Origin of the sequence: Aureivirga marina (genome assembly GCF_015767265.1) — a bacterium.
Classification (GTDB): Bacteria; Bacteroidota; Bacteroidia; order Flavobacteriales; family Flavobacteriaceae; genus Aureivirga; species Aureivirga marina.
Genome location: NZ_JADPIB010000007.1, coordinates 47,601 through 62,740 on the forward strand (window position 1 = coordinate 47,601; position 15,140 = coordinate 62,740).

Below are 15,140 nucleotides of genomic sequence, written 5' to 3' on the forward strand. Positions count from 1 at the left end.
TTTATTTTCTTCTACTACTATAACTTCTTGATCTTGAAGATGAAGAACTGCTTTTAAAACTACTACTTGAGAAACTTGAACTAGAACTAGAAGATGAAGAACTACTTTTAAAACTACTACTTGAATAATTTGAATTAGAACTTGTTTTTGGTTTTGTTGATGTATTAGAAGATGTTTTTGTTACAACATTTTTTGAAGCAGTACTTTTTGATGTAATTTTTGGTTGCTTAATTTTCTTTGATGGAATTGTAGTTGATTTCGTTACTTTTTTCTTAGAAATTTTTGTTCCATTAATTTTTTGTTTTGGCTTTTTTACAGGAACAATCGGCGTTTGTTTTTCTATAGATTTTTTTTCAATCTCATATTTTTCTTCGGAATAAGAAGTGGTTGAATAATTATTTCTTTTAGAAGTTTTTCGATATTTAGTTTCCTGTTTTTTATATACTCTTCTTTCTTCTTTTTTTCCGTTATTACAAGAAATAATTGTCAGAGCTAATGTGGCAGAAATAAATAATGCAATTTTTGTCTTTTTGATTTTCATTTAAATAAATTTTTCTTTGTTGATTTTTTCAATTCAAACTGAAATAAAATTGTAAAGAAAAGGATAGCAATATTTTTAGCAATTTGAATTTTTCGAATACGAATGTAATCAAATTTTAAAAAAGAAAAATAAGTAAATGATTTTGAGTTTAAAATCCAAGAATCAATTTTGCAATAACAAAGTAGATTAAAATTCCAAAAACATCGTTACTTGTCGTGATAAACGGACCTGTTGCTACAGCAGGATCAATTCCTCTTTTATGTAAAAACAAAGGAATAAAAGTTCCGATAATTGCAGCTAAAATAATCACTGTTGATAGAGCAAAACCAATTGTCAAAGCTATGGTTAAATCAATTTGAAAAAGTAAAAGACCAATAATTAAAAAGATAGTTGCAAGCGCAACACCATTTACTAAACCTAAAGTAAGTTCCTTTAAAAGTCGTTTTACAATTTCATTATTTAAACTATTATTTGCAATTCCTTGTACCATAATCGCAGCCGATTGTACACCGACATTTCCAGCAGTTGCTTGAATTAATGGAATAAAAGTTACCAAAGCTAAATATTGCTGTAATCCATCTTGAAAATGTGTGATAATTGTTGCTGCTCCTAATCCACCAAGCATTCCAATCAAAAGCCAAGGAAGACGTGCTTTTGTAAGTTTAAAAATAGTATCATCTGCTTCCACATCTTCAGAAATTCCGGCTGCCATTTGATAATCACGGTCTGCTTCTTCTTTAATTACATCCACAATATCATCAATGGTAATTTTTCCAACTAAATGACCAAGTTCATCCACAACAGGAACAACAATTAAGTCGTATTTCTGCATAATTTTCGCAACTTCTTCGTCTTTTTCATTTGTTTTTACAGAAATGATATTACTTCGATAAATTTCTTTTACAGGTGTTTTTGTAGAAGTAGTTAACATACTTTTTAAAGATAAAATTCCTTTTAAAACATTGTCTTTATCTACAACATAAACAGTATGTACAACATCGATTTCTTGCGCTTGTTCACGCATTTCTTTTACACAACGAAGCATTGACCAATCTTCATTCACTTTTACAAGCTCTTTTCCCATCAAACCTCCAGCTGTGTCTTCTGGATAACGTAAAAGGTCAACAATATCTTTGGCGTGTTCTGTGTCTTCAATTTGCGAAATTACTTCTTCTTTTTTTTGATCTGTAAGTTCCGCAATAATATCCGCAGCATCATCTGTTTCTAAATCGTCAATTTCTTCTGCAATTTCCTTTGAAGAAAGAGCATTTAAAACTTTTTCTCTAGAATCATCATCTAATTCCGTAAGAACATCTGCTTTTTTTTCTTTATCAAGAATTTTGAAGATAAAAATAGCTTCTTCAAAATTTAATTCGTCCATGATGTCCGCAATATCCGCAGGGTGAATATCCTTGAGAGAATCTAATATTACTTTTTGTTGTTGATTTGCAATATTTTCTTTGATTTCTCTGATTATTTCTTTCGTTAATTCAAACTGCATGATATTCTTTTTTTTCTATCGACGAAATTTTAAAATTGTTAATAAATAAGCTATTTGGAAAAATTATTTTGAAAGATCTTCTTCAATTTTTCTTGTTAATTCAATAAAATCTTGAACTGAAACTTGTTCTGGACGCTTTGCAAATATAGAATCTTCTCTTAAACTATCACTTAAATTAAAGCTTTTTAAACTATTTCTTAACGTCTTTCTTCTTTGGTTAAATCCAGCTTTTACAACTCTAAAAAATAATTTTTCATCCACAGGAAGTGTATAATTTTCTTTTCTTTTTAGATGAATTACTCCAGATTTTACTTTTGGTGGAGGATTAAATACATTTTCATCTACAGTAAAAAGATATTTTGCATCATAAAATGCTTGTGCTAAAACAGATAAAATTCCATATTTTTTGCTTCCTTCTTTTTCAGCAATTCGTTCTGCAACTTCTTTTTGAAACATTCCACTAAATTCAGGAATTTGATCTCTATTTTCTAACACTTTAAAAACAATTTGTGTAGAAATATTATATGGAAAGTTTCCAATCACTGCAAAAGGTTTTTCACCAAAAAGTGATTTTACATCAACTCTTAAGAAATCTTTTTCATAAATTCTACTTGCCAAATTCATATAATGAACTTTCAGATATTCCACAGATTCTGTGTCAATTTCAATTACATGAGTTGTATATTTTTTATCTAAAAGATATTTTGTCAAAACTCCCATTCCAGGACCAATTTCTAATACATCTTCATAACCTTCTTCCGTAAGTGAATTTGCAATATCTCTTGCAATAGTTTCATCTTTTAAAAAGTGTTGTCCTAAATGTTTTTTTGCTTTTACACTCATGATAATTGTTTTTAATTAAAAAAAGCAGTTAATTTTTGCCAGCTGCAAATTTAGATTTCTTTATTGAGAAGTTATTAATTTTTGGGAAGGATTCTGAGGATTTCTTTTATTTTAACAAATTTAGCAATTTTGAAAAGGATAGATATTTAAAAAAGAATTGTTTATAAAGAAAAAATCTTCTCAATTTGAGAAGATTTTTAGTTTTTAATGTTCAGAAACTACTTTTAATTCCGTTCGAAAAGCAACAAACTTTCCTGCAAATAGTTTCATTCCTTCTTCTCGAAGCTTTTCAGCATCTTCTTGATAATATTTTTCTAATGTTTCTTTACTATCCGTTGTGTATTGAACAGAATATGTAATTCCACCCATTTCTTCTTCAACTAAAACCTGACACATTTTAGCTTTTGAGAATTTTCCAGTTCCCAACATATCAGGAATGTGTTTTTCCTTCATCCATTTTAACCATTCGTCATGACAACTTTCGTTGATGTTTATAGTTACATTGTAAATATACATTTCTAAATTATTTTAGTTAATTGCGTCTCCTCGTAAATTTCGATATCGTTTTCTCGCTTCTACCAAATAAATGCTAGAAGGGAAGTCAAAAATAATCTTTTGATAATATTCTGAAGCTTTTTCAGGATTTTTTATTTTTTCTTCATAAAGTTTTCCTAAAGCAAAATAAGCATCATCAATTAAAATATCATTTTCTTTAATTTCTGTGATTTTCAAGTAATTTTCAGCAGCTTTTTCTAATTGATTTGTTTCTTCATAAAGTTTTGCTTGTTTTATCAAAGCTTCATCTTCAATCGCTCTTCCTTTAAATTTTTCTAATACAACATTTAAAGTATCAATTGCTGCTTGATTTTTATTTTGAAAACTTAAAAAATCTGCTTTTGCATATAATTCTAAACCTTTTTTCTCTTCTTCATCCACTGAATTATCTGAGATTAATAAATGAAGTTCCAAAGCATCGTTTGCAATCAATTGTGAGGTAGATTTCTTTAAAACATCTAATTGTGTTTTTGCCCAATCAAAATCTCCTTTAAAATAAGATGTTTTTGCAACTTTATATTTCGCCATTTGTGCTAAACGATGATTTTTTAAATCGGTTTGCACTTGTGAGTAATAAATTAATCCTTGATTAAATTTATTTGTAAAAACTAAAATATCCGCTAATTTTAATTTAATTTCTGCTTTTTCAAATTTATTTAAGTTTAATTTTAAAAGCTCTTTTAAATCGGAAATTGCTTGTGAAGGATTATTATTTCTAAAAGCGATAAAATCCGCATGTAAAATTTGGAAATAAAGCGTGTAAATATTTTTACCAAATTCTGTAAAAACAGCTTCAAAATTTTGCTCAATTTCATCATTTGGAGTTCCGTTATTCAATTGACTTTCTAAAATATAGTATTTAGATTCTAAAATTTCTTCTCCAATTGTAGAATTTTCCATCACATAAGAATATGCTTTAATTGCGCTATTATAATCTTTATTTAAAAAAGCATTTTCACCTAAATCTAAAATTCGCTGAAACGATTCTTGATTTCTTCGATATAATGCTTTTTCTTGAATTAATGCTTTATTATATTCTTTTTGCTGAATAAAAAGCCAACTCAAAATTTGATTCCACGCATCTTTTGGGCCTTCTTGTAAACGTTGGAAAACTAAGTTTTTTAAGATTTTATTATTTTCATTTTCTGGATCTTCAGTAACATAATTTCCGATATATCGTAAAACGATTTCAATGTAGTTTTCACGAATATCAATCATATCTAAATAGGTGGTGAACATTTCATCCATTTTTCCTAATTCCCCGTAAATGCTAGCAATCGTAGTTTTAGTTCCAATATTTCCAGAAGTTTTATCATCCATTTTTTCAAAAACTTGTAAAGCATAATCCAGCAAGAAATTTTCTTTAAAAGAGCGACCGACACTATTTCCTAATTTCGGATTTTTCTCAACAGCTTTTAAAGCTTTTTTATAATATTTATCTGCTTCTTTTTGATTGTATTGCAATTGAAAATTATATCCAAGATCGACATAAACATCTGCTTTATTTGGATATTTTTTTAAGTAATTTAATATAGTATTTTCTGCTTTGTCAAAATCTCCCATTTGTTGATAACAGCTTACCAATCTCTTAAAATAGAAACTGCTATAAGGTTTTTGAGTGTGTAGTTCAGAAAAAAGTTGTGCAGCTTTTTCATAAGAACCAGTTACATAATATCTATTTGCAAGTTGTACACTTTGTGCAGAACTAACTTGAAAGATGAAAACAAAAATAAATACTAAGAAATATCGCATAAAGATTGAAAAATTAGTAGTTATCAAAAATAAGAAATACGGATAAATAAAAAGGAATTCTAAAGCATAAAAAATCTGAAGCCTAATGAAAGACTTCAGATTTTAGATTTCGATTCAAAATATATAGAAAATTATTCTTCAACTCTAAGGATGGTTCCTTCGATAATTGTATTATCGTTCAAGTTGTTCATTTCCTTCAGCTTCTCAACAGTTGTGCCATATTTTTTAGCTAGAGAATATAAAGTATCTCCGTCTTGTACAACTATTTCACCGTCACTTGGAATAGGTGTCGTTTTTACTTCTCCATTTTCATTAATGGTTTCGTCTTCAATTACATCATTTAAGTTATTTGTAACAACATCTGATTCTACTTTTGTAATTTCTACACGTCGATTTAATTGTCTTCCACCTTCTGTTTCATTAGAATATCTTGGTCGAGTTTCTCCATATCCATGTGTAATTAAGCGATTTTCATCAACACCTTTTTTCACAAGATATTTTTTTACAGATTTTGCTCTACGAATTGATAAGAATAAATTGTACTTGGCAGAAAGTTTATTGTCTGTATGTCCATCAATATTAAATTTCGTTGCAGGGAATTGCATCATTACATCTGCAATTTTATCTAAAACATTAAAAGAAGTTCCTTTAATTGTATGTCCATTTGGTTCAAAGAAAATATCTTTTGAAAGTGCATATAAAATCTGAGAAACACTTTCTGTGTATTCTTTTTGAGGACAACCACCATTTTCTGGTAATCCAGCTACATCTGGACAGATATCTTTTTCATTGCTGATTCCATCTCCATCATCATCTGCGATATCAGGACAACCATTATCATCTTTTTTACCAACTTTTAAAGGACATTCGTCTAAATAGTCAGGAACACCATCATTATCACTATCAATTGGCAACCCATTACTGTATACTTTAACACCTTTTGGAGTATTATTATCTTTATCAAAACGATCGATAATTCCATCTCCATCGGTATCTTTTAAAGCTTCTTCGATGTCTTGTTCGATTTCGTCTTTGTTTTTCTTTTTATCTTTTTCTTGTTCCTCTTCTGATTTACCTGGAAGTTGATCATACCAAATAGCATATTTTTTCTTTTTTCCTAATTTGATATTCACACCAAGATGTGTTACTAAGAATATTTCTAAATTTTTTCTGTTACTGTAAGCAGCATCCAATTGATCTTCATTGTTTAAATTGATTGTTGGTCTAAATTCTAAATCAACTCTTCTACTTAATCTGTATTTAATTCCTAAACCAGCAGTGTAATAAAAAGAATTTTCTTTTGTAGATTTATTTTTAATGTTATTGTAGTCAATTAATAAATCGCCAGTTGATTGATCATAGAGTTTAGAATCGTATGTTTGAAAACCTAAACCAGCATAAATAGCTGCGTTCCATTTTCTGTTTTTACTTGCGCTTGGATTTAAAGTATTTAAATTTAAAATAAGATTAAATTCACCACCCAAAGCTTTCCCTTCAAAGGTTGCTCCTCCTGTATGATCTTCAGCGTATAAAAGATAAAAAGGAGAGAAGCTTCCTACGGCTCCAGACATATTTAAATAATGAGCTTTTAATTCAAATCCAAAAGCAGGATTTATCATTTTGTCAACATAAGCATAGAAACCGTAATCAAATGAAGATTGGCCGCCTCCAAAAGAATTCAAATCACCATACATAATAAAATTACTTGCACCTGCTCCAACTGACCAGGTATTAAAATCTTTTTCTTGCGCATTAGTAGAAATGCCGAGTGCTAAAAAAATTATGAAGTAAAAAATAGATTTACTTTTTTTCATCATAACATTGATTGTTTAGAATTAATAATAGATTGAAATTGCAAAATTCTGTTATGGCAGAATAAGTTATTAAATAAGATAGAGGGGATGTAAGTTCTTATTTTATAGTGTCAAGAAAAATATAATATCATACTTTGATTGGGGCAGTTTTTCAAAGTATGATATTATATTGAAGTAAATTATTTTAATCTTAATTTAGAACCGATAACAATTTTTGTATCCGGTAAATCATTAAGTTCTTTTAGTCTTTCAACTGAAGTACCATATTTTTTGGCAAGAGAGAATAAGGTATCTCCATTAATTACTGTATGATAATCTGGGATATCTCCGCTTGCATAATTATCATTTGATTCTTCATAAGTTTCATTAGAATCAGTAGCAACAGCATCATTTCCTTCTGAGTTAAAGTTCAAGTTTTCATTGATTTTATTGATTTCAACTCTTCTGTTTTTCTTTCTATTTTCAGCTGTATCATTTGGGAATTTAGGTCTTGATTCTCCATATCCTTCAGCAAAAAGTCTTTCTGAAGCAACACCTTGTGAAACTAAATATTTTCTTACAGCTTTTGCTCTTCTTTTTGATAAGAACAAGTTGTAATTTTCAGCTCCCTGATTATCTGTATGACCTTCAATTTTAAATGTCGTTGCAGGATATTCTTTCATCATATCTGCAATTTTATTTAAAACATCATAAGATTCTTGTGTTAATTCATGGCTGTTTGATTTAAAAGAAATAGCACCAGAATAATTCTCAATTAAGTCTAAAGCATTTTGACTAATTCCTTCTTCTGGACAACCTTCATTTTTCTCTAAACCTTTTTCATGAGGACAAGCATCATCTTCATCAAAAATTCCATCATTATCTGAATCTTTGAATTCAGGACAACCACCATTTTCTTCTAATCCTTGTTTAAACGGACAAGCATCTTGATAATCAGGAACACCATCGTTATCTGTATCAATAGCAACTCCCGAACCATAAACGCGTACACCAGGAGGTGTTCCAGGTTCTTTATCAAAACGATCCATTACACCATCACCGTCAGAATCTTTATAAGCATCTACGGTAATTTTATTTTTCTTATTCTTTCCTTTTGATGAATTTCCTCCATATCCCGCAGATTTTGCATCATACCAAACAGCGCTTCTTTGTTTTTTTCCAAATTTATATACCAAACCTAAGTTTGCAACCATAAATGTTTCTAAAGCCTGTTTTGTACTAACGACACCATCTAAATTATCATTTAAATGTACATTAACTGTAGGGCGTAATTCGATATCTAGGCTTTTGTTTAAACGGTATTTTAAACTTAAACCAGAAGTTACATATGCAGAAGTTACATTCTTAGCTTCCACATCTTCTTCTTCAGTTTTTCCGAAAGAATATTCTAATTCACCTGTTAAAGAGTTGTATACATCTGTTTCATATTTATGAAAACCTAAACCGAAATATAATGCAGCATTCCAGCGTCTAGGTTTTTTTGAAAATCTTGGGGAAATATTACTTAAATTAAGAATTACATTAAATTCTCCACCCATTGATGTTGTTTTAAAACGAAGTCCTTGCGCTTCGTTTTCTGTGTATTTTACATCATGAATTCCATTAAATGAGTGAGATTCACCTCGGAAAGTCAAATAATTTCCTTTTAATTCAATTCCAAAAGTAGGAGAAAACATTTTGTCAACATATAGATAACCTCCATATCCAAAATCAGAAAGCCCTTCTGTATTTAGAGCTTGTATATCACCAAAAATTGCGGTTCCACTTCCTCCAAAACCAACAGACCAAGAGTTATAATCATTTTTTTGAGAGTAAGAAGAGATGGTAAACAATGTAGATAAAAATAAAGAGAGTAATAATTTATTCATAAAGTTTTTGTTTGATTTGAATTACACAAATATAATCTTATTTTGGAATCTACAATGAGGTTAATTTTTTTATAATCAAGCTGTAATCATCGGGGTTTGATACAAAATCTAATTCAGAAACATCAATGATAATTGTATTCAAATCATTTTCTGTGTGAATGAAATTTGCATAGCCTTTATGAATTTTTTCTAAGTAGCCTGAAGCGATATTTTGCTCATAGTCTCTTCCACGTTTCTTAATATTTGCCAATAAACGTTCTGTGTTTTGATATAAATATACGTATAGGTCGGGTTTCGTGATTTCTTTATACATAATATCAAAAACTTTTCTATATAAACGATATTCTTCTCTTTGTAGTGTAATCTGTGAGAAAATAAGTGATTTAAATATATAATAGTCTGATACTATGAAGTTTTTAAACATGTCAAATTGTGCCAAATCATCAGATAACTGTTGGTATCTATCCGTTAAGAAAGTCATCTCTGTTTGAAAAGCATATCTGTCTTTGTCTTCATAAAACTTTGGTAAAAAAGGATTGTCAGCAAATCGTTCTAAAACAATTTTAGCATTAAAATCCTCCGAAATCATTTTGGAAAGTGTTGTTTTTCCAGCCCCAATATTACCCTCAATAGCAATGTAATTGTATTTATCAGAAAGAGAAACAGGTTTTTCTAATGTAATATCTTCTAATTTTTTAATCTCTGAATTATCCGTACAAGCTAATACACATTCATTAATTTTTTGTTTTTTGATTGGATGAACAAAATTTGGAACAATTTCCGCCAAAGGAATCAAAACGAATTTTCGATCTAACATTTTTGGATGTGGAACAATTAAATCTTTAGAAAAAATTACTTCATCATCAAAAAATAATACATCAATATCAATTGTACGATCTTCATAAGTATCCGAAATTTGATGTACTCTTCCTAGGTATTTTTCAACCATTTGTGTTTTTTCTAATAATTCTTCTGGATTTAAAGTTGTGTTTACTTTTATACAGATATTATAGAAATCTTCACTGTCAAAACCCCATGAAGCTGTTTGGTAAATAGATGAAATAGCAGCGATTGTCCCAATTTTTTGAGAAATTAAATAAATTGCTTGTTGTAAATTTTCTTGTTTATTTCCTTTGTTTGACCCTAAGGAAAGATATGTTGTTCTCACTATTTTCATCTTATTTATACTTTTCTTTTCTACTTCTATTCTAATTCAATTGAACTTATGTAATTTGAATCAAAAAATCAATTAACTTTATAGTAATTTGTACTTGAAATTCGAACGTACAAAGAAAAGAAAACTTATTGTAAAAGTTTACAATTATCTGCTTACTTTGTAACATTTAACTATTTTGACAGACTGATGTCTGTAATAAATGATTTATAAATCAAAAATTAATCTATACATGAAATTTTTAAGAAATTTAGTAGCTTCCATTTTAGGTTTTTTTATTGCTGCTGGAATTATTTTTATTTTATTTTTCGCTGTAATATTCTCACTTGATACAAAAGAAAAAGTTGTTGTGAAGACAAATTCAGTTTTAAAACTTGACTTGTCAAATGCAATCAAAGATTACGCTCCAAAAGAAGACAATCCATTTGAAGAAATTTTAGGTTTAACACCTGATAAACTTTCTTTAAACGAAATATTAAACGCAATTGAAAACGCAAAAACAGATCCGAAAATTAAAGGAATTAGTATTGAAACTACTTCTGTAAGTGGAGGAGTTGCGCAAGTAGAAGCAATTCGTAAAAAATTGATTGAATTTAAAGAAACTGGAAAATTCATCAAAGCTTATTCGGATGTTTATGATCAAAAGAATTACTATTTAAGTTCTGTTGCCGATTCTGTTTTTGTAAATCCAGTAGGTGGAATGGAATTTATGGGACTTTCTTCTGAAGTTCTTTTCTATAAAGATTTTGAAGATAAATATGGAATTAAAATGGAAGTGATTCGCCATGGAAAATATAAAAGTGCTGTAGAGCCTTATATCGCAAATAAAATGAGTGATGCGAATCGTGAACAAATTACTTCTTTCTTAAAAGCAATCTGGAAAGATATGTTAGAAGATATTTCTGAAAGTAGAAATATTTCGATGGATAAATTAAATGAAATTGCAGATAATTTATTAGCTAGAAATCCTGAATTAGCGAAGGAAAATAAATTAATTGATGGAATTATTTATAAAGATACTTATATCGATAATTTAAAAGTGGAAGTTGGAACAGATTCTACAGAGTCTTTAAACCAAATTTCTTTAGCGAAATATATTAAATCAGGAAAAGGAAAAATCGTTAAAACTGCAAAAGATAAAGTTGCTGTAATTTATGCACAAGGTGAAATTATCTATGGAGAAGGAGACGAAAATAAAATTGGACAAGAATTAATCAATAAAGCTTTAAGAAAAGCTAGAAAAGATAAAAATGTAAAAGCAATTGTTTTACGTGTAAATTCTCCTGGAGGAAGTGCTTTGGCTTCAGATATTATGTGGAGAGAACTTGAATTGACGAAAAAAGAAAAGCCAGTTGTTGTTTCTATGGGGAATGTTGCTGCATCTGGAGGTTATTATATTTCTTGTAATGCAGATTATATTTTTGCAGAACCAACTACAATTACTGGATCTATTGGAGTTTTTGGAGCAGTTCCAAATGTTAGTGAATTTGCAAATAGAATCGGAATTAATGCCGAACAAGTTTCTACAAACAAAACAAAACCTTATAGTTTATTCGAACCAATGTCAGAAGATTTCTACAATGTAACAAAAGAAGGAATCGAGACAATTTATAAAACATTTGTAAATAGAGTAGCAGAAGGAAGAAAAATGACTTTCGAGCAAGTTAATGAAATTGCACAAGGAAGAGTTTGGTCTGGATCAGAAGCAAAAGCAAATGGATTAGTTGATGAATTGGGAGGATTGGAAAAAGCAATTAAAAAAGCTGCGGAATTAGGAGAAGTTTCGGATTATAGAATTGCAAATTATCCAAAATATAAAATTGATTTTAAAAAATCATTACAATTAAATCCTTTTATGAGTTCTAAAGAATCTATCTTAAAAGAAGAACTAGGAGAAGCTAATTATACAATATATAAGAACATAAAAGAGCTATCTTCGATGAAAGGAATTCAAGCAAGATTACCTTTTTTAATGGAAATTAAATAAGAAATAAAAAAGCTGTCAAATTTTACTATTGACAGCTTTTTTTAGAACATTGAAATTTGAAAAATAACTGATTAATGGAGAAGCAATGATTAATTTGCCTCCGTCAATTGTAAGTCCTCCGCTACTGGGAAGTCAATTGCAAATCCAGTTAAATTGTGAATATAATTACTGATAATTTTATCTCCTATGATAATGACAACATCAATCATATTTGCTTCTGTATAACCAGCGTTGAAAAATGCTTCTTTTTCTTCTTCAGATGCTCTTCCGCGATTAATTGCTACAGATTTAGTGAATTTTACCAAAGCATCAATTTTTGTGTCAAATGATGCATTTCCTGAACGTAATTCTAATACTTGTTCATCCGAAAATCCGTTCATTTTCCCTAAAACCGTATGTGCTGATAAACAATATTTACAGTTGTTAACCTGACTTACAATCAAATTAACTACTTCTCTTTCTTTTGCTTTTAATGTTGATTTTCTGTTTTGAAGATTTAAATAATCTCCTAAAGCAGTGTCATTTTTTGCATAAAATGCATATAAATTTGGTACAAAACCTAATGCTTTTTCTAAGTTGTCAAAAATCGCTTGATTGTTTTCTGATACTTGATCTTTTGTTGGTATTGAAAATCTTTCCATAATTCGTTCTTTTGTTTATTACTTGTTTAACATTACATTGCAAAGATGCGACAAGAACAAAAGGTGGAAATAGGCAAAAATTCCCTATGTGTTAACCGTTTTTCCTTTTAGGTATTTTTAAAGAGCAGATTCATACTTTTCTTTATACTGAAGCGGTGAAATTCCTTCTTGTTTTTTGAAAAATCGACTAAATGATTGTACATCATTATAACCAATTTCATATGCGATTTCTTTTATTTGCATTGAAGTGTGAGATAAAAGACGTTTCGCTTCCAAAACTCTTCTTTCTTGAATAATTTGTAAAGGTTTTTTTACGCCAGATTTTAAAAAATAATTGGTTAATGTTTTTGGCGATTTATGAAGCATTTTCGCATATTCGGATACAGAATGAATTTTTTTATAATTACTTTCGACTAAATAATTAAATTCTCGAACAATATCTAATTTAGAATTTTCAACTTGCTCCATTTGATTTGCTTCTTTATAAAAACGTGTACATAGAATCAAAGTTCTTTTTAACATCATTTGAAGCATTTCCATTTGAAGTTCATCTTTTGAAAACATTTCCATTTCAAACATTTTCATTAATGTTTCGAACTTTTCCAATTCTTCTGCTGGCAAATGCATAATTGGAAGTCGAGAATTTCCATAAAACAAAATTCCTTTACAACCAACTGTAGAATCATGATCCACGATACAATAAAAATCACGATTAAAACGAATCATTTTTGCATGAGAAATTTGATGAATAATCACCTTATGATATTCCGTAAGAAAAACAATATCATTTTCTTGAAAAATATATTTTTGGTTATCTATCGAAATTTCTGATTTTCCTTTTGTAAACCAAATAAGCGTTAATGAACTTTCAATATTTTCCTTGATGAAATGACAATTTTTTGAAGTAATATCTTCAATTCTTAAATATTCATTTTTTTTACCTTGAAATAACATAAAACTCGTTTTTATTAAAAGTAGATGATTTGTAGAATATCTTACAAAATAAGCATAAAAAAACATATTGATATTTTTCGATATGTTTTTATCTTTGCAAAATGAAAATAGATATAATTGAAATAAACAAAGTACTTTCTAATGAGATTCGTTTGCGAATTTTACAAATGCTTAAAGAACCGGAAAAACATTTTCCACCACATGAAGATTTAGGTCATTTTGATGATGGTGTTTGTGTGCAATACATTCGAAAGAAAGTTGGTTTGTCACAATCTACTATTTCTCATTATTTATCCATGATGCATAAAGTAGATTTGGTTGTTCCAACACGACATGGAAAATGGACATATTATAAGAGAAAAGAAGAAACAGTTCAAGAATATCTTCAAACAATTAAGTACGAATTATAAAATATAAAAGCTATAAGATTATTTATGAAATAATTTAAATAGCTTCTTTTTTAAATAAACATATCTATAATTTTCGATTTATAGATATGAAAAACAAATATAGATAAAATGAAAGCATTGACATTTTCCAAATTTGGAAATCCAGAAGTTTTAAAATATAAAGAAATAGCAAAACCTAATTTGATTGAAAATTCTGTTTTAGTAAAGACAAAAGCAATAGGATTAAATTATGCTGATATTTATAGGAGGAAAGGAAATTATCATTTAAAAGGAAATCCGCCATTTATTGTAGGATATGAAGGAGCAGGAATTATTGAAGAATCTAATTGTAATAAATACAAAATTGGAGATAGAATTGCTTTTGTTGATGTTCCTTTTTCGAATGCAGAATATGTTTTGGTTCCAGAAGAACATATTATTCCATTGCCAGATTATATTTCTTTTGAATTAGCTTCTTCTGTTTTATTACAAGGTTTAACTGCTGATTATTTAGTAAATGATAGTTATAATGTTTCTGAAAATGATATTGTATTAATTCATGCAGCTTCTGGAGGTGTTGGACAATTTTTAACGCAATTGTGTAAAAACAAAAATGCAATTGTTTTTGGTTTAACTAGAAATGAAACAAAACTTAAAACAATTTTAGATTCAGGTGCAGACAAAGCGATTCTTTTAAATGCACACTGGAAATCATCTGTTTTGGAATTAACAAAAGGAAACGGTGTATCTGTTGTTTATGATAGTGTTGGGAAAACACTTCAAGATAGTTTTGAAATAACACAGGAAAAAGGAACTGTAGTTTTTTACGGGATGAGTGGAGGTGATCCAGAATTTGTAAATCCGAGAATGTTAATGGATACAAGTAAAACTTTAGTTGGAGGAGATTTATGGAGTTATTTAAAAACAGGAGAAGAAAGAAGAAAAAGAGCAAACGAACTTTTTAAAATGTTGTATGAAAAAAAAGTGCAAATTAAAGAACCAACGAAATTTAAATTGAGTGAAGGAAAGTTAGCACATGAATATTTGGAAAGTGGAAAAAGTTCAAATAAGATTTTATTGATTCCATAAAAAAAAGAGGTAAAATTAATTACCTCTTTTTT

13 protein-coding genes are annotated in these 15,140 nt (G+C 28.6%); 3 read left to right on the forward strand and 10 right to left on the reverse strand.

Features of this window, described 5'->3' with window-relative positions:
- Nucleotide 1: 1 nt before the first annotated feature.
- The 8 genes from I1A51_RS14180 to folK form a co-directional block, all read right to left on the reverse strand.
- Nucleotides 2–541, reverse strand: coding sequence for a hypothetical protein (locus I1A51_RS14180; protein WP_196895034.1), 540 nt, complete (start codon nt 539–541; stop codon nt 2–4).
- A gap of 148 nt (nt 542–689) precedes the next feature.
- Nucleotides 690–2,045 (reverse strand): magnesium transporter, encoded by a 1,356-nt coding sequence (gene mgtE, locus I1A51_RS14185; RefSeq protein WP_196895299.1) that lies wholly within the window; start codon nt 2,043–2,045, stop codon nt 690–692.
- A gap of 60 nt (nt 2,046–2,105) precedes the next feature.
- The gene (gene rsmA, locus I1A51_RS14190; protein WP_196895035.1) at nt 2,106–2,885 is read right to left on the reverse strand and encodes a 16S rRNA (adenine(1518)-N(6)/adenine(1519)-N(6))-dimethyltransferase RsmA; all 780 of its coding nucleotides are present in this window, start codon (nt 2,883–2,885) and stop codon (nt 2,106–2,108) included.
- A gap of 204 nt (nt 2,886–3,089) precedes the next feature.
- Complete coding sequence (locus I1A51_RS14195) at nt 3,090–3,401, reverse strand: DUF4286 family protein (protein WP_196895036.1); 312 nt, start codon at nt 3,399–3,401, stop codon at nt 3,090–3,092.
- Between the two features lie 12 nt (nt 3,402–3,413).
- Entirely contained in the window at nt 3,414–5,192 is a 1,779-nt protein-coding gene (locus I1A51_RS14200; RefSeq protein ID WP_196895037.1) for a tetratricopeptide repeat protein, read from the reverse strand.
- A 131-nt stretch (nt 5,193–5,323) separates the two neighbouring features.
- Nucleotides 5,324–7,006: an OmpA family protein gene (locus I1A51_RS14205; protein WP_196895038.1), complete on the reverse strand. Its 1,683-nt coding sequence runs from the start codon at nt 7,004–7,006 to the stop codon at nt 5,324–5,326.
- 179 nt (nt 7,007–7,185) lie between these two features.
- Complete coding sequence (locus I1A51_RS14210) at nt 7,186–8,874, reverse strand: OmpA family protein (protein ID WP_196895040.1); 1,689 nt, start codon at nt 8,872–8,874, stop codon at nt 7,186–7,188.
- A 49-nt stretch (nt 8,875–8,923) separates the two neighbouring features.
- Nucleotides 8,924–10,051 carry a 2-amino-4-hydroxy-6-hydroxymethyldihydropteridine diphosphokinase gene (gene folK / locus I1A51_RS14215; RefSeq protein ID WP_196895042.1) on the reverse strand — a complete coding sequence of 376 codons (1,128 nt, stop codon included), beginning with the start codon at nt 10,049–10,051 and terminating at the stop codon, nt 8,924–8,926.
- 229 nt (nt 10,052–10,280) lie between these two features.
- On the opposite strand from folK, the gene sppA reads away from it, so the two are divergent.
- Nucleotides 10,281–12,035, forward strand: a complete 1,755-nt coding sequence (sppA, locus tag I1A51_RS14220; protein WP_196895043.1) for a signal peptide peptidase SppA — start codon at nt 10,281–10,283, stop codon at nt 12,033–12,035.
- Between the two features lie 89 nt (nt 12,036–12,124).
- Here the strand turns inward: sppA and I1A51_RS14225 are convergent, their stop codons facing one another.
- Together I1A51_RS14225 and I1A51_RS14230 are read right to left on the reverse strand one after the other, a co-directional pair.
- Nucleotides 12,125–12,676: a carboxymuconolactone decarboxylase family protein gene (locus I1A51_RS14225; RefSeq protein WP_196895045.1), complete on the reverse strand. Its 552-nt coding sequence runs from the start codon at nt 12,674–12,676 to the stop codon at nt 12,125–12,127.
- 117 nt (nt 12,677–12,793) lie between these two features.
- A complete protein-coding gene (locus tag I1A51_RS14230; RefSeq protein ID WP_196895047.1) occupies nt 12,794–13,630 on the reverse strand; it encodes a helix-turn-helix domain-containing protein in 837 nt (278 codons plus the stop codon).
- Nucleotides 13,631–13,731: 101 nt separating this feature from the next.
- On the opposite strand from I1A51_RS14230, the gene I1A51_RS14235 reads away from it, so the two are divergent.
- Nucleotides 13,732–14,040 carry an ArsR/SmtB family transcription factor gene (locus tag I1A51_RS14235; protein ID WP_196895049.1) on the forward strand — a complete coding sequence of 103 codons (309 nt, stop codon included), beginning with the start codon at nt 13,732–13,734 and terminating at the stop codon, nt 14,038–14,040.
- Between the two features lie 108 nt (nt 14,041–14,148).
- The gene (locus tag I1A51_RS14240; protein WP_196895051.1) at nt 14,149–15,108 is read left to right on the forward strand and encodes a quinone oxidoreductase family protein; all 960 of its coding nucleotides are present in this window, start codon (nt 14,149–14,151) and stop codon (nt 15,106–15,108) included.
- Nucleotides 15,109–15,140 lie beyond the last annotated feature (32 nt).

What these genes read in the sequence shown, in the direction of transcription:
- folK (WP_196895042.1), bottom strand. Translation starts at nt 10,051, where the DNA reads ATGAAAATAGTGAGAACAACATATCTTTCCTTAGGGTCAAACAAAGGA.
- I1A51_RS14210 (WP_196895040.1), bottom strand. Translation starts at nt 8,874, where the DNA reads ATGAATAAATTATTACTCTCTTTATTTTTATCTACATTGTTTACCATC.
- I1A51_RS14235 (WP_196895049.1), top strand. Translation starts at nt 13,732, where the DNA reads ATGAAAATAGATATAATTGAAATAAACAAAGTACTTTCTAATGAGATT.
- rsmA (WP_196895035.1), bottom strand. Translation starts at nt 2,885, where the DNA reads ATGAGTGTAAAAGCAAAAAAACATTTAGGACAACACTTTTTAAAAGAT.
- I1A51_RS14240 (WP_196895051.1), top strand. Translation starts at nt 14,149, where the DNA reads ATGAAAGCATTGACATTTTCCAAATTTGGAAATCCAGAAGTTTTAAAA.
- I1A51_RS14180 (WP_196895034.1), bottom strand. Translation starts at nt 541, where the DNA reads ATGAAAATCAAAAAGACAAAAATTGCATTATTTATTTCTGCCACATTA.
- I1A51_RS14205 (WP_196895038.1), bottom strand. Translation starts at nt 7,006, where the DNA reads ATGAAAAAAAGTAAATCTATTTTTTACTTCATAATTTTTTTAGCACTC.
- I1A51_RS14200 (WP_196895037.1), bottom strand. Translation starts at nt 5,192, where the DNA reads ATGCGATATTTCTTAGTATTTATTTTTGTTTTCATCTTTCAAGTTAGT.
- I1A51_RS14195 (WP_196895036.1), bottom strand. Translation starts at nt 3,401, where the DNA reads ATGTATATTTACAATGTAACTATAAACATCAACGAAAGTTGTCATGAC.
- I1A51_RS14230 (WP_196895047.1), bottom strand. Translation starts at nt 13,630, where the DNA reads ATGTTATTTCAAGGTAAAAAAAATGAATATTTAAGAATTGAAGATATT.
- I1A51_RS14225 (WP_196895045.1), bottom strand. Translation starts at nt 12,676, where the DNA reads ATGGAAAGATTTTCAATACCAACAAAAGATCAAGTATCAGAAAACAAT.
- sppA (WP_196895043.1), top strand. Translation starts at nt 10,281, where the DNA reads ATGAAATTTTTAAGAAATTTAGTAGCTTCCATTTTAGGTTTTTTTATT.